Raw genomic sequence first — 17,009 nt, 5'->3', positions numbered from 1 at the left:
CTCATGCCGTCTGACTTCCGGATCTTCGGATCCGAGCTGTCGCCCTACTCGGTGAAGGTGCGCTCCTGGTTCCGCTACAAGGGTCTGCCGCACGAGTGGATTGCGCGCTCGCCAGCGGTCCAGGCGGAGTTCCAGAAATACGCCAAGCTGCCGCTCGTGCCCCTGGTGGTGACGCCGGATGGCGCCGGCATGCAGGATTCGACGCCGATCATCGAGCAGCTCGAGGCGCGCCATCCCGAGCCGTCGATCGTGCCGGGGGATCCGATGCTCGCCTTCCTGTCGGCCCTGCTCGAGGAGTATGGCGACGAGTGGGGCAACAAGTGGATGTTTCACTATCGCTGGTTCTATCAGCCCGACGCCTGGGCGACGGCGGAGCGCATCGCCCTGCAGATGATGGGCGCCATGGGCCCGCTCGCGGTGGCCGAGGCGCGCACCGCCGTCGCCGAGCGCATGACCGGGCGGCTGGGCTTCGTCGGCTCCAGCGACAAGACCCGAGCGACGATCGAGGCGTCGTTCCGGCAGGTGCTGGGCTTGCTCGAGACTCATCTGGCGATGCGGCCGTACCTTCTCGGCGGCCGGCCGGCGATGGCCGATTTCGGCTTGTGGGGTCAGCTCTACGAGGCCGCCACCGATCCGACGCCGGGCGCCGTCATGCGGGACTCGTCACCGAACGTGATGGCCTGGGTACGGCGCATGGTGTCGCCGGGCGCGGAAGGCCCGTTCGAGGCCTGGGACGGGCTGGCGTCGACCCTGCTGCCGCTGCTCGAGAAGGAGGTTGGCGGCCTGTTCCTGCCGTGGTCGGCGGCGAACGAGGCGGCGATCGCGCGGGACGACAAGACCTTCGACATGACGCTGGGCGGCGCGGCATGGTCGCAGACGCCGCAGAAGTACCATGCGCGGTCGCTGGCCGAGATACGTCGCAAGTACAAGGCGGCCAGCGCGGCGCCGGGCCTGGCGGAGATCCTCGACCGGACGGGCTGCCTGAAGTACCTGGCTGGATGAATGGCGTCCGGTAGCCTGTGGCGGCGCTGGTTCGGCGATCGTTCGCCCGCGCCGGCGCAATCCCCGCCGTCTGCCGCGACCTCGGTCGTCGCGGCGCCCGTCGTCGAGATGTGCTCCGCCAGGCCGCCGGAAGCACAGGAGCCCCCGGTGGCCGAGGTTCCGCCGGCCAACGCCGAGCCCAAGGTGCGGGATGTCGCGACGATCGACGAGCTCGACGCGGCGCTGAAGGAGGTGGATGCGGCCCACGCGATTTCCGACGACGCGGTGCGGGCCGCCCTGCAATCGTTCAGGTACGTCGTCGACTTCGCGAACCTGCCGTCCGATCCGTTCTCGAAAGAATACGCAGACTATCAGCTCGGCCTCTATGAACTGATCGCCGGCCGTCCCTACACGATCGAGAACGAGCGCAGCAGCTTTCTCGGCGCCGATCCGAGCGCGCTGCCATTTCCCTACTACACGCAGAGCTGGAAGACGGTCTCCACCCATTTGATGCTGACCGGGCTGATCATCAGGACCCTCGAGTTGCCGTCGAAATCTTCTGTCCTGGAATTCGGATCGGGCTGGGGGAACACGACCCTCGCACTGGCCCAGATGGGCTATCAGGTCACAGCCATCGACATCGAGCAGCGCTTCCTCGACATAGTCGAGCATCGCTGCAGGGGCCTGGCCAATCCGCCGCGCCTGCTGTGCCGCGATTTTGCCGCCGTCGCAGAGCTGGAGGACAAGTTCGATGCGATCGTGTTCGACGCCTCGTTCCATCATTGCAGCGACCATCGTGCGCTGCTGGCGTCGCTCGCGGGCAGGCTGAAGCCGGATGGCAAGGTACTGTTCGCGGCCGAGCCGATCGACGAAACCCTGCCGATGCCCTGGGGCTTGCGCCTGGACGGCGGAAGCGTGTGGTCGACCCGTTGCTTCGGCTGGCTCGAGCTGGGATTTACCGAGACCTATTTCCGCGAGGCCGCCAGCCGGGCGGGATTCTCTATCGAGAAGGTCCACCACCCGGTCGACGAGTTCGGCACGATGTTCGTCGCAAGAGTGAGGTGAGTCTATTCGCCTCCCCAGCTTCGCTGGGGAGGTGCGCCGTCTTCGGCGACGAAGGGGGCATGCGTCATGCGGACCGCGGGCGTCCCGCCCGGTCTTGTAAGCATGAGCGGGCGGGAAGCCCGCGGTCCGGAAGAGCATGACCCCTCCGCCTGGCGGCGCCTATCCCAAGCGGCTTCGCTTCGGCGGAGCCAGGTCCGCGAAGACGCGGACACCCCAGCGAAGCTGGGGAGGAGAGCATGCTACCTCGCCGCGTCGTGATGCGGCCGCGGCTGGGCGATGACGTAGGCCGAGACGTCCCAGGCCTGCTGCAGGCTCAGCACCGGATGCTGTGGGTCGACGCCGCGCGGCATGTTGCGGCGGACGAACCCGACGATCCGGAAATAGCGATCCATGCCGGCAGCATCGTTGTACGAATCGCGACCCCAGAGAGGCGGGAAGTCGTAGCCGCGCGCATCGCCGACCACGCCATTGCGTTTGCCGAGACAGTCGGGGCCGTGACAGACCGCGCATACGGTCGCGTAAGACCGCAGACCGGGGGGCGGTATGCAGGGCGATGCCGGCCGCGCCAATGATTGCGCCGACCGTCAGGAAGACGAGCGCGAACAGCGATCGAGCCGAATTCATCGCAGTGCCGAAATGATCAGCGTCACCCCCGACAGGGCGAGCAGTATTAGCACGAGGCGGCGGAAGCCGGCATCGTTCACGCGTCGGTAAAGCAGCAGGCCGAGGCGCGTGCCGGCGAGGCTGACGGGCACCGAGAGGACCGCCCAGATCAGGTAGGTACGGTCGAGGAAGCCGGCCACCCCCGCCGACACGAGCGCGGTGAACAGGATCGCCATGTTGTAGGGCTGCAGGACGCCGCGCTGCTCGTCCTTGCCCCAGCCGCGCAGCTGCACCCAGATGATCGGTGCCGGACCGCTGAGGCTCGCCATGCCGCCCATCACGCCGCCGGCAAGGCCCACCGCGGCGTCGGCGAAGCGCCCGCCGCCGCGCACGCGCGGCGGATAGCGCACGAACGCCATCCAGGCGCTGTAGAGGATCAGGAACAGCCCGACGCCGAGCTTCAGCGGCTGGACGTGGATGTGCTCGAGTAGCAGCGTGCCCAACGGAACGCCCGCCAATCCCGCCACCAGGAACGGCCACAGGCGCGGCCAGCGCACGCCGCGCCAGATCGACGGCAGGGCCTGGGCGTGGCCGCATACCGAGCACAGGGCGACCAGCGGCGCCGCCGTCGTGGGCGCCATGGCCTGCAGCCAGAAGCCCAGCGAGATCAGCGCATAGCCGGTACCGGTGAGGCCGTTGACGAAGCCGCCGACCAGGGCGCCGGTGACGACGATCGCGATGTCGCCGGCGGGTGGCAGGTCGGGGTTCCTAGGCGCCGGCGGAGAAGGCCTGGATCCCCGTCATGGCGCGGCCGAGGATCAGCGCGTGCACGTCGTGCGTGCCCTCGTAGGTATTGACGGCCTCGAGGTTCATGACGTGGCGGATCACGTGATACTCGTCGGACACGCCGTTGCCGCCGTGCATGTCGCGGGCGATCCGGGCGATGTCGAGCGCCTTGCCGCAATTGTTGCGCTTGATCAGGGAGATCATCTCGGGCTGGGCATGGCCCTGGTCCTTGAGCCGGCCGACCCTGAGACAGGCCTGCAGGCCGAGCGCGATCTCGGTCTGCATGTCGGCGAGCTTCTTCTGGATCAGCTGGTTGGCGGCGAGCGGCCGGCCGAACTGCTTGCGATCGAGCGTGTAATTGCGCGCCTGCTTCCAGCAGAACTCGGCGGCGCCCATCGCGCCCCAGGCGATGCCGTAGCGCGCGTTGTTGAGGCAGCCGAACGGCCCGCCGAGGCCCGCCACATTGGGCATCAGGTTCTCGGTCGGGACGAACACCTCGTCGAGCATGATGGCGCCCGTCACCGAGGCTCGCAGGCTGAACTTGCCTTCGATCTTCGGCGTCTCGAGGCCCTTCCAGCCGCGCTCGAGGATGAATCCGCGGATGGCGCCGCCGTCGAGCTTGGCCCACACCACCAGCACGTCGGCGATCGGCGAGTTGGTGATCCACATCTTCGAGCCCGAGAGCTTGAAGCCGCCGGGCACGGTGACCGCGCGTGTCTTCATGCCGCCCGGGTCGGAGCCGTGGTCGGGCTCGGTGAGGCCGAAGCAGCCGACCCACTCGCCGGTGGCGAGCCTGGGCAGGTACTTCATGCGCTGCTCTTCCGTGCCGTAGGCGTAGATCGGATGCATCACCAGCGAGGACTGCACGCTCATCGCCGAGCGGTAGCCCGAATCGACCCGTTCGACCTCGCGCGCCACCAGCCCGTAGACCGTGTAGTTGGCGCCGGCGCAGCCGTATTTCTCGGGCAGGGTCGAGCCCAGCAGGCCGAGCGCGCCCATCTCGTTCATGATCTCGCGATGGAACTTCTCGTGCCGGTTGGCCTCGAGCACGCGCGTCATCAGCTTTTCCTGGCAGTAGTCGCGCGCGGCATCGCGGATCGCGATCTCGTCCTCGGTGAGCTGGTCGTCGAGGAAGAACGGGTCCTCCCAGTCGAACGGCTTGGCGTCGGCGCTGACGCCCTTGGCGGCGCTTCTGATCGGGGTGGCGGCAACGGACATGGGTTCTCCTGGCTGTCTTCCGGCGGGTCTTAACAGGGACGGGGGCGGGCGCAAAGCGCCTCGGATTCCTCCCCGGCGTCGCCGACGGAGTCATGGGTCTTCCGGACCGCGGGCGTCCCGCCCGCTCATAGTCATGAACGGCGCATATGAATGCGCCGGGCGGGCGAGACGCCCGCGGTCCAAAGAACATGACCCCTCCGCCCCGTATGACGGGGCACCTCCCCAGCAAAACTGGGGAGGAAAGTCAGAGCACCGCGTGCGCCCGGCCGGTCAGGGTTCGGGAAATCAGGAGGCTGAGGCGGCCGAAGGCTTCGGAGGCGCGCAGCTCGGCGGTGCGCGGGCGGGGCAGGTCGACCGTCACGTTGGCGGCGATCCGGCCGGGACGCGGCGTCATGACCACGACGCGGTCGGACAGGAAGACCGCCTCGGCGATCGAATGGGTGACGAACAGGACGGTCTTGCGGGCTTCGCGGGCGAGATCGCGCTCGCCCCAGATGCGCAGCAGCTCGAGCCCCATGTCGTCGCGGGTCATGGCATCGAGGGCGCCGAACGGCTCGTCCATCAGGAGCAGCGGTGGATCGAGCAGGAGGGCGCGGCAAAGCGCGGCGCGCTGCTGCATGCCGCCCGACAGCTCGCGCGGCAGCTTGTCGGCGAAACCCTCGAGGCCGGCCATGGCGAGCAGGTCGTGGGCCCGGCCGCGCAGGCCGCGAACATCCTTGCCGGCGAGCTCGGCGGGTAGCAGCACGTTCTGCAGGATCGTCCGCCAGCGCAGCATGTTGGGCGCCTGGAACACCATGCCGACGTCGGGGATCGGGTCGCGCACCGCACGGCCGGCGACCATCACCGTGCCGAGAGTGGCCGGCCGCAGCCCGGCGACGATGCGCAGCAAGGTCGACTTGCCGCAGCCGCTCGGGCCGACCAGTGAGACGAACTCGCCGCCGCCGACGGTCAGCGAGATGCCGGCGAGGGCCTCGACCGGGCCGCTCGCCGTCGCATAGGTCATGTCGACCCGGTCGAGGCCGATCAGGGGTTTTTCCACGCGGACCGGAATCTACTTCGGCATGTCGACCTTGGTGAAGAAGTCGGTCGAGTACACGTCGGCGCACGCGACCTTCTTCGGCAGGCCCATGTAGGTGTTCACCAGCTCGACCGAGTCGCACATCTTCTTCTGGTCGATCCAGCCGATGCCGTTTTTTGCATAGCGGTCGGTCTTCATCAGGCCGAGGCCGATCATCATGTTGGGCGTCATCACCTCGACATCGACCTCGGGCACGCGCCTCTTGAAGATTTCCATGGCGGCCTTGGGATCGGCCATGACGTCGCGCCAGCCCATGTAGGAGGCTTCGAGGAACGCCTTGAGGACGGCCGGGCGTTCCTTCATCGTCTTGGCGCTCGCGATGATCGACATCGAGTACATGTCGAAGCCGAAATCGGCCCACGGCATCATCACGACATTGCCCTTGCCGGCGGCCTTCTCGTAGAGCGGCAGGCCGGTCGAGTAGTCGCCGACGCCGTCCATGCGCTTCTCGGCCACGGCGGCGATCTTGGCCGCCGGCTCGATGTTCACCCACGCGACCTTGGAGGCGTCGATGCCGTTCACTTTGGCGAAGGCCGGGAACATCTGGCGCTGGCTGTCGCCCGGAGGGGCGCCTAGTGTCTTGCCCTCGAGGTCCTTGGGCTTGGTGAGCGGGTTGGACTTGAGGCTGAAGATGTTGAGCGGCGTCTTGTCGAACACCATGCCGACGGTCTTGACAGTGGTGCCGCGGCCGACCGAGGCGATCACCACGGCGGCGTCGGCGAGACCCGCATCGGCGCGCCCGGTATCGACCTTGGCGATCGAATCGCCCGAGCCCTTGGAGTTCTCCAGGATGACGTCGAGGCCCTTGGCCTTGTAGTAGCCCTTGTCGAGCGCCACCCAGTAGGCGGCGTGATCGCCGACGGCGAACCAGTTGAGGGCGAAGGTGAATTTTTCCTGCGCCGATGCGCCGGCGGTGGCGGCCAGCAAGGCTGCCAGTGACAGTGAGGCGATGCGTATCATTGTGCGCTCCCGTTGCAGCTCCCCGTTTCAACCAAGGCAATCACACTTGCCAAAAAAAACTTCATCATCCCGACCGGAGCCGAGCGCAGCGCCTGCCCTGAGCGCAGCCGAAGGAGGCGTAGCGGAGGGACCTTGCTTGCTGGAGCATCAACAAGAAAGGTCCCTCGACTGCGCCACCTTTCGGGCGGCTCCGCTCGGGATGACGGAGAAAATGGCATTTGCGATGGCCCTGCCGTTCCAACCTACTCGGTCCCTTCGGCCCACGGCGCCCACACGCGGGCCGCCAGGACGACGGCGCCGTACAGCAGCAGCCCCACGACGGAAATCCAGATCAGCGCCGCGAACGCCACCGAGGTGTTCATGCTGCTCTGGGTCGTGACGATGACATAGCCGAGGCCACTCTGCGAGGCGACGAACTCGCCGACGATGGCGCCGACCACGGCCGCCGTCGCCGTGATCTTGAGCGCGCTCAGGATGTAGGGCAGTGCATTGGGCAGCCGGATCTTGAGGAAGATCTTCCATTTCGGCGCGCTGAACACGCGTCCCAGATCGAGCATATCGGGCTCGACCTGGGTCAGACCGACCGCGGTGTTGATGACCACCGGGAAGAAGCCGATCAGGGCACCCATCAGCATGTTGGGAAAGATGCCGTAGCCCATCCAGATCAGGAACAGGGGCGCCACCGCGACCTTGGGCAGGGTGTTGACGAAAACCAGGAACGGCACCAGCGCATTGGCCATCAAAGGCGACCAGGCGATGGCGACGCCGAGCACGATGCCGGCCACGGCCGCCAGGACGAAGGCGCCGATGATCTCCAGCGTCGTGACCCACAGATGCTGCGTCCAGTTGGTGTCGCCGAACCACAGTGCGTTCCAGACAGCGAGCGGCGAGGGCAGCAGGTATTCGCGAATGCCGCCGAAGCTCACCGCGATCTGCCAGCTCGCCAGCAAGATCGCGAACAGCCCGATCGTCGGCCAGTATTGGCGGCTTGCCATCGTGAGTTTCGTCATGCGCGTGGCGTCGCCCGGCGTGCGCGGGAGCACCACGACGCTGCGAAAGTGTCTGTCGTGAAGCCGTCCGTGATTCCACCCCCGCAATCGGGGGAGGCACCCAAACACCGTGCCCCAAAGCTCGCTCTGATGGGAGAGTCGGCGCTGTTCAGTGCTTTCATGTCGCTGATATCATGCCCCAGCAGGGGCCGCGACAGAAGGCGGATTTGCCCGTCAACGTGAGGATCGGTGAAGCTTTCTCTTTGCAACGAGGTGATTCGCGATCTCCCGTTCGATCGTCAATGCGCCCTGGCCGCCGGGCTCGGCTATCACGGGCTCGAGCTGGCGCCCTTCACTCTCGGCGACGACGCCTGGCGCATGCCGGCGGCCAGGCGTGCCGATATCCGGCGCAGCTGCCGAGATGCCGGTCTCGAGGTGAGCGGCCTGCACTGGCTGCTGGCGGCGCCGGCCGGCCTCTCGATCACCACGGCAGACCGCGCCGTCTGGCGGCAGAGCGTCGACGTGCTCGCGGCCTCGGTCGAGCTCTGTGCCGAGCTCGGCGGAACGTACCTCGTCCATGGCTCGCCGGCGCAGCGCCGAGCGTCGAGCGCGGACGACCGGTCGCGCGCCGAGGAAGCCTGGCTGCTGGCGGCCGAGCAGGCGGCAGCGGCGCGCGTCGCCTACTGCATCGAGCCGCTCGCGGCGCCGGACTGCAACTTCGTCAACACTTTGGCCGAGGCGGCGGAGATCGTGCGGCGACTCGGCAATCCGGCGCTGCGCACCATGATCGATACGCTGGCGGCCGGGCTGATGGAGCCCGAGCCGGTGGCGGACGCCATCCGCCGCTGGATGCCGACCGGCCTTCTCGCGCATGTCCAGTTCAACGACCGCAACAGGCGCGGCCCGGGCCAGGGCGAGGACCGCTTCGCGCCGGTCGTGCGGGCGCTGCGGGAAACCGGTTATGGCGGCTGGATCGCGATGGAACCATTCGTCTATGAGCCCGATGGACCGTCGTGCGCCGCGCGCATGATCGGCTACGTCGCCGGCCTGATGGAGGCGCAGGCATGAAGGTGAAGCTGGAGGAGGTCGAGCGCTACGAGCGGCATGTGAACATGCGGCTCGCCTTCCGCTTCGGCGTCATCACCGTCACCGACGCCACCCAGGCGGTGATCAAGGTACGCATCGCGCTGCAGGACGGCCGCACCAGCGAGGGCGTGGCTGCCGAGGCGCTGGCGGCGAAGTGGTTCGAGAAGAGCCCGGAATTCTCCGACGCCCAGAACCTCGAGCAGCTGCGTCAGGCGCTCGGCCTCGCCATCGAGCTCTATCGGGCGCACGGCTTCGACACGCCGTTCGATCTGTTCGTCGAAACCTATGCCGAGCAGCAGCGGCGCGGGGCGGAGCTTGGTCTCAATCCGCTGGCGGCGGCCTACGGTCCCGCCTTGCTCGACCGAGCCATTCTCGACGCCGTGGGGCGAGCCATCGGCCAGTCCTTCGCCACCATGATCAGGGCCAACGTGCCGGGCATCCGCACGACCTCGCTGACGCCGGATATCGAGGACACGGCGCTTGCGGGATTTCTGGCCGGGCTGGTGCCGCAGGCCGGCATCGACGTGCGCCACACGGTAGGCCTGGTCGATCCCCTTACGGCCGCGGATCGTCCGACGTCGGAGCGCGTCAACGACGGCCTGCCGGAGACCCTGGAGGAGGTCGTCTCGTACTATCGCGGGCGCTACTACAAGCTGAAGGTGGGTGGCGATATCGAGGCCGACCTCGCGCGGCTGGGCCGCATCGCTGCGGTGCTAGACGCCGGCGCTGGCGACTATCGCACCACCCTGGACGGCAACGAGCAGTACGACGACGTCGAGGGCATCGTCGAGCTGTGGCGCCGGATCGAGGAGACGCCGGCGCTGGCCCGGCTCGCCAAATCGACCCTGTTCATCGAGCAGCCGATCAAGCGGGCGGTGGCGCTGTCGCGCTCGGTGGAGCCGCTGGCGCGGCACCGCGCGGTGATCATCGACGAGTCGGACGGCGAGCTGTCGTCGTTTCCGCGGGCCCTGAAGCTCGGTTACGCCGGCGTTTCGAGCAAGAGCTGCAAGGGCTTCTACAAGTCGATCCTCAACGCCGCGCGTGTCGCGCGGCTCGGGTCGGGGCATTTCATGTCGGCCGAGGACCTGACGACGTGGCCCGGCGTCAGTGTGCAGCAGGATTTGGCCCTGGTGTCGCTGCTCGGCATGACCCATGTCGAGCGCAACGCGCACCATTTCATCGATGGCATGAGCTTCGCGCCCGAGGCCGAGCAGCGCGCCTTCGTCGCCGCTCATCCCGATCTCTACGGCAAGCAGCCGGGCAAGCCGGCGCGTCTCAAGGCGATCGGGGGCCGCCTGGCGCTTGGCTCGCTCGATGTGCCGGGGTTCGCCGTCGGCGCCGAGATGGACTTCACTTCGATGAAACCGATGGCCGGGGAGGTCACGTCATAGGCACAAAATTGGCGAAGGCCCAACAAAGTCCTCATCCTGAGGAGGCCGCGCGTAGCGGCCGTCTCGAAAGATGGGCCACACAGGAGATCGTAGGAATAGCGGTGTCGCAGCACCCGCTCTGTTGCCGACCCTTCGAGACGTGGCCTGCGGCCGCTCCTCAGGGCGAGGTTCCTTTGTAAATGCGCCCGTGGGAGGCTGCTCGATGACCGACAAGAAACTGCCGCCCCGCTTCGAGACGGTCGAAGCCATGGAAGATTTCATGACGACTCCGTCGCAGGCGCTGATCGACGATCTCGCGAAGGTGCCGGGCGACATCCTGGTGCTGGGTGTCGGCGGCAAAATGGGGCCGACCCTGGCGCGCCTTGCCAAGCGTGCCGCGCCCGGCAAACGGGTCATTGGCGTGGCGCGCTTCAGCGAACCCGGCGTGCGCGAGAACCTCGTCGCGGCCGGCGTCGAGCCGATCGCCGCCGACTTGCTGGACCGCGGCGCGCTCGAACGCCTGCCCAAGGCCGACAACGTTATCTTCATGGCCGGCCGCAAATTTGGCGCCACCGGCAACGTCCCGCTGACCTGGGCGATGAACGTGCAGGTCCCGGCGATGGTCGCCGAGGTCTTCAAGGCCTCGCGCATCGTCGCCTTCTCGACCGGCAACGTCTATCCATGGGTGCCAGTCGAGACCGGCGGCGCCAGCGAGGACGTGGCGCCGGTGCCGCCGCCCGGCGACTACGCCTACTCTTGCGTCGGCCGCGAGCGCATGTTCGAGTATTTTTCCGCGCAGCACGGCACGCCGGGCCGGTTGTTCCGGCTGAACTACGCCATCGATATGCGCTACGGCGTGCTGCACGATATCGGCCGCAAGGTCCGCGACGGCGAGACGATCGACCTCACCATGGGGCATGTGAACGTGATCTGGCAGGGCGACGCGAACACGGTTGCCTTGCGCGCCCTGACGCGCGTCACGACTCCGACATCGCCGTTGAATGTCACTGGTCCCGAGACGCTCGAGGTGCGCCGGCTCGCCGGCGAGTTCGGCAGGCTCCTGGGCCGCAAGCCGGTGCTCGCTGGCAAGGAGGCGCCGGCCGGCTGGCTGAACGACGCGCGGCGCATGGTGCAGGAATTCGGCCCGCCCGGGGTGCCGGTCGCCACCATGATCGAATGGACCGCCGACTGGCTGGCGCGCGGCATGACGAGCCTCAACAAGCCGACGCGCTACGAGGTGCGCGATGGCAAGTACTGAGCCGCCGGCAATCAGGCCGATCGGCGTCGATGATTGCGAAGGTGTCTGGCCGCTGTCGATCGAGGCGGGCTGGAACCAGAACCTGGCCGACTGGCGCTTCATGCTGGGCGCGGGCAGGGGCTACGGCTGCACTGGCCCCGACGGGCAGTGGCAGGCAAGCTCGCTGATCCTGCCGCTCGGCCGGCGGCTCGCCTGGATCAGCATGGTGCTGGTGACGCGCGAGCGTCGGCGTGGCGGCGTCGGCACGACGCTGCTCAGGCACTGCATCCGCGAGGTTCAGTCGGCCGGCGCGGTCGCGGGTCTCGACGCCACCGAACAGGGGCGACCGATCTACCTGCCGCTCGGCTTTCGCGACCTCTATCCGATCGCGCGCTGGCACTTCGACAGCGTGACCGAGCCGCCTCCGATGCCGGCCGGCGTCTCGATGCGGCCGGTCACGGCCGGCGATCTGTCACGCCTTGCGCTCTACGATCGACCGCACACCGGCATGGAGCGGCCGGCGTTGCTCGCGCACCTCGCCCTGCGCCAGCCGGCGCGCGCCTGGCTGGCCGAGGATGGCGCTGGCAAGCTCGTCGGGTTCGTTCTGGGACGCGAGGGCAGGACCGCGACGTCGCTCGGCCCGGTGGTGGTCGACAGCGAGCCCATCGCACTTGCGCTGATCGCGCAGGCGTCGAAGGCGGCGCCGGGACCGTTCATCATTGACGTGCCGGCGGTGCACGGCGCGGTACGTCAATGGTTGCAGGCGCAGGGCGCCGTCTCGCCGCGCGGCTACATGCGCATGACCTTGGGCGAGGCCAAGGGACTTGACGATCCAGCTCATCTCGTCGCGCTCGCCGGACCGGAGTTGGGTTAGGTCGCTCAGCTCATTGCTGGGCCCGCGCCGCTCCAGTAGCGCTCATGCTCTTCTGGACCGCGGGCGTCCCGCCCGCTCATGAATCACTTCGTCGTCCTGCGCGCGGAAACGGACCTCGTCGCTGCTTGCCGCGTGCGTGCTTTGCAACTTTCAGCAATCAAGTCCGAAACTGTGCTCAGGGTGGCAGCAAGGAGGCATGAGCGGGCGAGACGCCCGCGGTCCAGAAGAGCATGAGCGCCACTGGGGTGGCGCGGTCCCAGCAGAAGAGGTTAACGCTGCGTCCGTGGAGCGCGCGGCTGCTGGGTAACTCCCCTGTCGTCAGGCGGCAAGGTGGCCTTCCTGTCGGTGAGCTTCTGCTCCAGCACCGGGATCGTCGCGCGCGGATTGCTGTCGCACTGGCCCAGAAGGACGACGTCGGCGGCCGGCATACCCTGCTGGGTGGGAAACGTGCCCTGATACGATCTTGCCAACGCGCTGCAATACTTGGAATCGGCAGCCGCGGCCCGGGATGGGCCTTGTTGTGCGACGGCAGAGAGAGGCAATCCGAGCGCAAGCCCCGTCACCAGGCAAACATGCGCGAACTTCATACGCTACTCCCTTTGCAAGCGACCCGGACAGGCAATGCAACGAGAGGCGTGAATCACGCGCCGGAAAAGCGGTAGGATGTAAGCATGATGTCAGATTCTGCTCTTGATTGGCATGACTTGCCGGCATCCGTGATTGCGCAGCTGCGCCACGGCTCGGTGATTCCGGCGCATCCGCTGGCGCTTGGCCCCGACCGCAAGTTCGATCGCGACTCGCAGCGCGCGATCAGCCGCTATTACGTCGACGCCGGATCGGGTGGCCTCGCGGTGGGTGTGCATTCCACGCAATTCGCCATCCGCGAGGTCGGGCTCTATCGGCCGGTGCTGGAGCTCGCCATCGAGACCGCGCGTGATTGGACCGACCGGCCGCTGGTGATGATTGCGGGCGCTGTCGGCAAGACCGCCCAGGCGGTCGATGAAGCCAGGACGGCGCGCGCGCTCGGCTACCACGCCGTGCTGCTGTCGCTCGCCGCGCTCAAGGGAGCGAGCGAGGACGAGCTGATCGAGCACTGCACGGCCGTGGCGCGCGAGATGCCGCTGGTCGGCTTCTACCTGCAGACCGCGGTGGGCGGCATCGCCCTCTCGCGCGCCTTTTGGGCGCGCTTTGCCGCAATCGACAACGTCGTGGCGATCAAGGTGGCGCCGTTCAACCGCTATCGCACGCTCGATGTCGCGGTCGGCGTCGTCCAGGCGCAGGCCGAGGACCGGATCACGCTGTACACCGGCAACGACGATCACATCGTCGCCGACCTCGTGACGCCCCTGGTCGTGCGCACCGGCAACCGCGAGGTGATCATGCGCTTCCAGGGCGGGCTGCTGGGCCATTGGAGCGTGTGGACGCGCGGGGCCGTCGAGATGCTGCAGCGTCTCAAGCTCGCCGTGTCGGCCGGCGCCATCACGCCCGAGGTGCTGGCGCTCGATTCCTTCGTTACCGACTGCAACTCGGTCGTGTTCGACGTCGACCACGATTTTGCCGGCTGCATCCCCGGCTGTCACGAGATCCTGCGTCGCCAGGGGCTGATGACGTCGATCGAATGCCTCGACCCGCACGAGACGCTGAGCCCCGGGCAGAGTGCAGGCATCGATCGTCTCTATGCGACCTATCCAGAGCTCAACGACGACGCCTTCGTCACCGCCAACCTCGAGCGCTGGCGGAGCTGAGGTGGACGATCTTTTTGCCAACCACGATGCACTGGGCGTCGCGCAGCTGATCAAGGCGCGCAAGCTCGGCGCGCGCGAGCTGCTGGACGGCACGCTTGCGAAGTTGCGTACCCTCAATGCATCGCTGAACGCGATCACCGATCTCTACGACGGCGAGCTGCTCGAGAAGTCGGTGGCGGCCGCCGGCGATGGCCCGTTCCGCGGCGTACCCTTCGTTGTCAAGCAGCTCATGGCCGACTGCGCCGGCACGCCGACAACGCTGGGCTCGCGCTTTTTCGCCCGTGCGCCGGTTGCCGCGGCTGACAGCGCCGCCATTGCCGCGATGCGCCGCGCCGGCCTGGTGATCGTCGGGCGAACCAACACCAGCGAGTTCGGCTTGGCGCCGACCACCGAGCCGACCTTCCGCGGCGCCACGATCAACCCGTGGCGCAAGGATCTCTCGCCCGGGGGCTCATCGGGCGGTTCGGCAGCCATCGTGGCGGCGCGCGGCCTGCCGATGGCGCATGCGACAGACGGCGGCGGCTCTATCCGCATTCCGGCGGCGCTATGCGGCCTGTTCGGCCTGAAGCCGTCGCGCGGCCGCGTGAGCCTGGCGCCGATGGGTGAGACCCTGGCCGGCGCCGGCGCCCAGCATTGCGTGTCGATCTCCGTGCGCGACAGTGCCGCGCTGCTCGATGTCATATCCGGCGGCGAGCCGGGTGACCCCTACCGCGCGCCGCCGGCCGGTTCCTTCCTCGCGGCGACCGCGCGTCCGCCGGGCCGGCTGCGCGTGGCCTTCCAGTTGAAGCCGGCCGGCGGCGATGTGCTCGATCGATCGCTGGTGGCCGCGGTCGAGCAGACGGCGAAGCTCCTGGACGAGCTCGGTCACCACGTCGCGGAAGCGACGCCGGACTACGATGCGGTCGCGAGCGGCGCGGCGCTGGGCACCATCATGGCGGCCAACACCTGGACCAACATCCAGATCCGAGCCAACGGCCGTGTGCCCGGACCAGACGATCTCGAACCGGTGACGCGCGCGACGGCGGAGCAGGGCCGGACCATCCTGGCCCACGACTACATCCGCGCGGTGCAGGTCTTCCATCGCACGGGCCGGCAGCTCGGCGCCTTCTTCGAGCGCCACGACGTGCTGCTGTCGCCGACCGTCGCGCGACCGTCGCTGCCGCTCGGCGTCGTGCGCATGGACGGCAGCGTCGAGAGTTTTCAAGAGGAGGTGGCGCCGATGGTCGCCTTCACGTCGGTGTGCAACGCGGCGGGCGTGCCGGCCATGTCGGTGCCGCTCGCCTGGACCGACGACGACGTGCCGATCGGCGGCTTGCCGATCGGCCTGCAGTTCGTCGGCCGGTTCGGTGCGGAAGAGACGCTGTATTCGCTTGCCGCCGAGCTCGAGCGCGCCAGGCCCTGGCGCAATCAGCGTCCAGCAAGGGGAGGTCTCGCATGAACGACGCGTTGCGCACGGTCATCGTCGGTTTCGTGGCGGGCGCGCTGGGCGTGCTCGTCTTCCATCAGCTCGGGTTCTGGCTGTCGAACGAGCTCGGTTACACGCGCGCCGTGCTCTACAACATGCGCGGCGTGCCTCCGTGGGGCGTGCCGACCATCGTGTCCTCCGCATTCTGGGGAGGATTGTGGGGCGCCGTCGCGGCGTTCCTCGTTCCACGCCTGCCCGGTGCCCTGGGCGGCGTCCTGGGCTGGATCCTGTTTGCTGCGATCGTCGTCAGCCTGGTCAACTGGTTCGTCGTCCTGCCGATCAAGGGCCTGCCGATGGGCGGCGGATTTCGCCTGCCCGGCGTCGTCGTCGTGCCGATCGTCTATGGATTCTGGGGCTTCGGCATGTGGGTGTTCGCAAGGCTGCTGCGATCGACCCTGAATTGGCGGTAGCGAGGGGGAGAGCCATGAAGATCGTCGACGCCCAGGTGCATATCTGGGCCGCCAACACGCCTGAGCGCCCGTGGCCCGCGCGGGCCGAGCCGCATCGCGCGCCGCTCGGCAAGGAAGAATTGCTGGCCGAGATGGACAAGGCCGGTGTCGAAGGCGTCGTCCTCGTGCCGCCGTCGTGGGAGGGCGATCGAAACGACGTCGCCCTCGATGCCGTGGCGAGCCATCCCGACCGCTTCCGCATCATGGGCCGCTTCGATCCGGACGCGCCGGGCGCGCGCGAGCGGATCGCCGGCTGGAAGCAGCAGAAGGGCATGCTGGGTGTGCGTCTCACCTTCCACACCGAGGTCCTGCGCCAGCCATTGCTCGACGGCCGCTTCGACTGGCTGTGGGGCGAGATGGAGAAGGTCGGCATCCCGGCAATGGTGCTGTTCCATCACGAATACATGCACCTTGCCGACGGGATCGCCGAGCGCCATCCGGGCCTGCGGCTGGTGCTCGACCATCTCGGCCTGAAGAGCGGCAAGGACGTGCGCGAGGCCACCAACTTCGCGACGCTCGACAAGGTCCTGGCGCTCGCCAGGCGACCCAACGTGGCCGCCAAGGTCTCGGCCATGCCTTGCTATGTCGACGACAAGACTTATCCCTTCCGGTCGGCGCACCCGCACATCCGCCGCGTTTTCGACACATTCGGTCCACAGCGCACCTTCTGGGGAACCGATTTCTCGCGCCTGCCTTGTAGCTACCGTCAGGGAGTCACCATGTTCACCGAGGAACTGCCGTGGCTCAAAGGCCAGGACCTCGACTGGGTGATGGGCCGCGGCCTCTGCGAGTGGATCGGATGGAGGATGTAGTGCTTGGAACCAAGCGGACGATTCCCTTCTGGCGGGCCAGGCGCCCGCTGCTGTCGCTCGAGCGTGCGCTGTCGCCACTGCGCCAATTGCGCGGCAAGGACATGATCTCGGCGCCGGTGCTCGCCACGGTGAGAGCGCGCAGCCGACTGCGGCAGGAGGCGAAACGGAAGGGCCGGTTCAGCGAAGGGTGAATTCTGCCCCTCCTGGGCAAAAGGCTGCATCGCTGGGAGCGCGCCACTCCGATGGCGCTCATCTTGTCGATCACAGATCCCATGAGCGCCATCGGAGTGG

At 67.8% G+C, this 17,009-nt stretch carries 18 protein-coding genes; 11 read left to right on the top strand and 7 right to left on the bottom strand.

Translation table 11 applies throughout. The features are described from left to right. The first annotated feature begins 3 nt into the window (after positions 1 to 3). Both AB7O82_RS09695 and AB7O82_RS09690 read left to right on the top strand, forming a co-directional pair. A complete protein-coding gene (locus AB7O82_RS09695; RefSeq protein ID WP_428543337.1) occupies positions 4 to 1,002 on the top strand; it encodes a glutathione S-transferase family protein in 999 nt (332 codons plus the stop codon). Then, positions 1,003 to 2,046 (top strand): methyltransferase domain-containing protein, encoded by a 1,044-nt coding sequence (locus tag AB7O82_RS09690; RefSeq protein ID WP_428543335.1) that lies wholly within the window; start codon positions 1,003 to 1,005, stop codon positions 2,044 to 2,046. A 239-nt stretch (positions 2,047 to 2,285) separates the two neighbouring features. On the opposite strand, the gene AB7O82_RS09685 is transcribed toward AB7O82_RS09690, so the two are convergent. From AB7O82_RS09685 to AB7O82_RS09660, 6 genes are all read right to left on the bottom strand, one after another. Next, complete coding sequence (locus AB7O82_RS09685; protein ID WP_428543333.1) at positions 2,286 to 2,615, bottom strand: c-type cytochrome; 330 nt, start codon at positions 2,613 to 2,615, stop codon at positions 2,286 to 2,288. A gap of 51 nt (positions 2,616 to 2,666) precedes the next feature. After that, on the bottom strand, positions 2,667 to 3,365 hold the full coding sequence (locus AB7O82_RS09680) for a sulfite exporter TauE/SafE family protein (protein WP_428543377.1): 699 nt from the start codon (positions 3,363 to 3,365) through the stop codon (positions 2,667 to 2,669). 52 nt (positions 3,366 to 3,417) lie between these two features. Further along, positions 3,418 to 4,653, bottom strand: a complete 1,236-nt coding sequence (locus tag AB7O82_RS09675; RefSeq protein ID WP_428543331.1) for an acyl-CoA dehydrogenase — start codon at positions 4,651 to 4,653, stop codon at positions 3,418 to 3,420. Between the two features lie 244 nt (positions 4,654 to 4,897). Then, entirely contained in the window at positions 4,898 to 5,692 is a 795-nt protein-coding gene (locus AB7O82_RS09670; protein ID WP_428543329.1) for an ABC transporter ATP-binding protein, read from the bottom strand. Positions 5,693 to 5,704: 12 nt separating this feature from the next. Then, a complete protein-coding gene (locus tag AB7O82_RS09665) occupies positions 5,705 to 6,691 on the bottom strand; it encodes an ABC transporter substrate-binding protein (RefSeq protein ID WP_428543327.1) in 987 nt (328 codons plus the stop codon). A 242-nt stretch (positions 6,692 to 6,933) separates the two neighbouring features. After that, positions 6,934 to 7,686: an ABC transporter permease gene (locus AB7O82_RS09660; RefSeq protein WP_428619269.1), complete on the bottom strand. Its 753-nt coding sequence runs from the start codon at positions 7,684 to 7,686 to the stop codon at positions 6,934 to 6,936. A gap of 243 nt (positions 7,687 to 7,929) precedes the next feature. Here AB7O82_RS09660 and AB7O82_RS09655 point away from each other — a divergent pair, with 243 nt between their 5' ends. The 4 genes from AB7O82_RS09655 (at position 7,930) to AB7O82_RS09640 (ending at position 12,247) form a co-directional block, all read left to right on the top strand. After that, positions 7,930 to 8,748: a sugar phosphate isomerase/epimerase family protein gene (locus tag AB7O82_RS09655; protein ID WP_428543323.1), complete on the top strand. Its 819-nt coding sequence runs from the start codon at positions 7,930 to 7,932 to the stop codon at positions 8,746 to 8,748. Continuing rightward, positions 8,745 to 10,157, top strand: coding sequence for a mandelate racemase (locus AB7O82_RS09650; RefSeq protein WP_428543321.1), 1,413 nt, complete (start codon positions 8,745 to 8,747; stop codon positions 10,155 to 10,157). Before AB7O82_RS09655 ends, AB7O82_RS09650 begins: the two co-directional genes overlap by 4 nt. 202 nt (positions 10,158 to 10,359) lie before the next feature. After that, positions 10,360 to 11,394 (top strand): NAD-dependent epimerase/dehydratase family protein, encoded by a 1,035-nt coding sequence (locus tag AB7O82_RS09645; RefSeq protein ID WP_428543319.1) that lies wholly within the window; start codon positions 10,360 to 10,362, stop codon positions 11,392 to 11,394. Then, positions 11,381 to 12,247: a GNAT family N-acetyltransferase gene (locus AB7O82_RS09640; RefSeq protein ID WP_428543317.1), complete on the top strand. Its 867-nt coding sequence runs from the start codon at positions 11,381 to 11,383 to the stop codon at positions 12,245 to 12,247. Before AB7O82_RS09645 ends, AB7O82_RS09640 begins: the two co-directional genes overlap by 14 nt. A 269-nt stretch (positions 12,248 to 12,516) precedes the next feature. Here AB7O82_RS09640 and AB7O82_RS09635 read toward each other — a convergent pair whose 3' ends face one another. Continuing rightward, positions 12,517 to 12,717, bottom strand: a complete 201-nt coding sequence (locus tag AB7O82_RS09635) for a hypothetical protein (RefSeq protein ID WP_428619266.1) — start codon at positions 12,715 to 12,717, stop codon at positions 12,517 to 12,519. A 201-nt stretch (positions 12,718 to 12,918) separates the two neighbouring features. On the opposite strand from AB7O82_RS09635, the gene AB7O82_RS09630 reads away from it, so the two are divergent. Genes AB7O82_RS09630 through AB7O82_RS09610 form a run of 5 tightly spaced genes read left to right on the top strand, consistent with a single transcriptional unit; the run spans position 12,919 to position 16,909 of the window. Continuing rightward, a complete protein-coding gene (locus AB7O82_RS09630) occupies positions 12,919 to 13,992 on the top strand; it encodes a dihydrodipicolinate synthase family protein (protein WP_428543313.1) in 1,074 nt (357 codons plus the stop codon). A 1-nt stretch (position 13,993) separates the two neighbouring features. Further along, positions 13,994 to 15,430 (top strand): amidase, encoded by a 1,437-nt coding sequence (locus tag AB7O82_RS09625; protein ID WP_428543311.1) that lies wholly within the window; start codon positions 13,994 to 13,996, stop codon positions 15,428 to 15,430. After that, positions 15,427 to 15,867 (top strand): hypothetical protein, encoded by a 441-nt coding sequence (locus AB7O82_RS09620; RefSeq protein ID WP_428543309.1) that lies wholly within the window; start codon positions 15,427 to 15,429, stop codon positions 15,865 to 15,867. The genes AB7O82_RS09625 and AB7O82_RS09620 overlap by 4 nt, the downstream gene beginning before the upstream one ends. 14 nt (positions 15,868 to 15,881) lie before the next feature. Continuing rightward, a complete protein-coding gene (locus AB7O82_RS09615) occupies positions 15,882 to 16,718 on the top strand; it encodes an amidohydrolase family protein (RefSeq protein WP_428543307.1) in 837 nt (278 codons plus the stop codon). Beyond that, positions 16,718 to 16,909 carry a hypothetical protein gene (locus tag AB7O82_RS09610; RefSeq protein ID WP_428543305.1) on the top strand — a complete coding sequence of 64 codons (192 nt, stop codon included), beginning with the start codon at positions 16,718 to 16,720 and terminating at the stop codon, positions 16,907 to 16,909. Before AB7O82_RS09615 ends, AB7O82_RS09610 begins: the two co-directional genes overlap by 1 nt. Positions 16,910 to 17,009: the final 100 nt, after the last annotated feature.

It is taken from the genome of Reyranella sp. (assembly GCF_050185545.1).
Taxonomy (GTDB): domain Bacteria; phylum Pseudomonadota; class Alphaproteobacteria; order Reyranellales; family Reyranellaceae; genus Reyranella.
This window is presented reverse-complemented; position numbering and strand designations above follow the sequence as displayed.

Excerpts from the sequence above, each read along its gene's own strand:
- AB7O82_RS09665 (WP_428543327.1), bottom strand. The coding sequence starts at position 6,691 with ATGATACGCATCGCCTCACTGTCACTGGCAGCCTTGCTGGCCGCCACC.
- AB7O82_RS09615 (WP_428543307.1), top strand. The coding sequence starts at position 15,882 with ATGAAGATCGTCGACGCCCAGGTGCATATCTGGGCCGCCAACACGCCT.
- AB7O82_RS09690 (WP_428543335.1), top strand. The coding sequence starts at position 1,003 with ATGGCGTCCGGTAGCCTGTGGCGGCGCTGGTTCGGCGATCGTTCGCCC.
- AB7O82_RS09640 (WP_428543317.1), top strand. The coding sequence starts at position 11,381 with ATGGCAAGTACTGAGCCGCCGGCAATCAGGCCGATCGGCGTCGATGAT.
- AB7O82_RS09620 (WP_428543309.1), top strand. The coding sequence starts at position 15,427 with ATGAACGACGCGTTGCGCACGGTCATCGTCGGTTTCGTGGCGGGCGCG.
- AB7O82_RS09650 (WP_428543321.1), top strand. The coding sequence starts at position 8,745 with ATGAAGGTGAAGCTGGAGGAGGTCGAGCGCTACGAGCGGCATGTGAAC.
- AB7O82_RS09660 (WP_428619269.1), bottom strand. The coding sequence starts at position 7,686 with ATGGCAAGCCGCCAATACTGGCCGACGATCGGGCTGTTCGCGATCTTG.
- AB7O82_RS09630 (WP_428543313.1), top strand. The coding sequence starts at position 12,919 with ATGATGTCAGATTCTGCTCTTGATTGGCATGACTTGCCGGCATCCGTG.
- AB7O82_RS09675 (WP_428543331.1), bottom strand. The coding sequence starts at position 4,653 with ATGTCCGTTGCCGCCACCCCGATCAGAAGCGCCGCCAAGGGCGTCAGC.
- AB7O82_RS09645 (WP_428543319.1), top strand. The coding sequence starts at position 10,360 with ATGACCGACAAGAAACTGCCGCCCCGCTTCGAGACGGTCGAAGCCATG.
- AB7O82_RS09695 (WP_428543337.1), top strand. The coding sequence starts at position 4 with ATGCCGTCTGACTTCCGGATCTTCGGATCCGAGCTGTCGCCCTACTCG.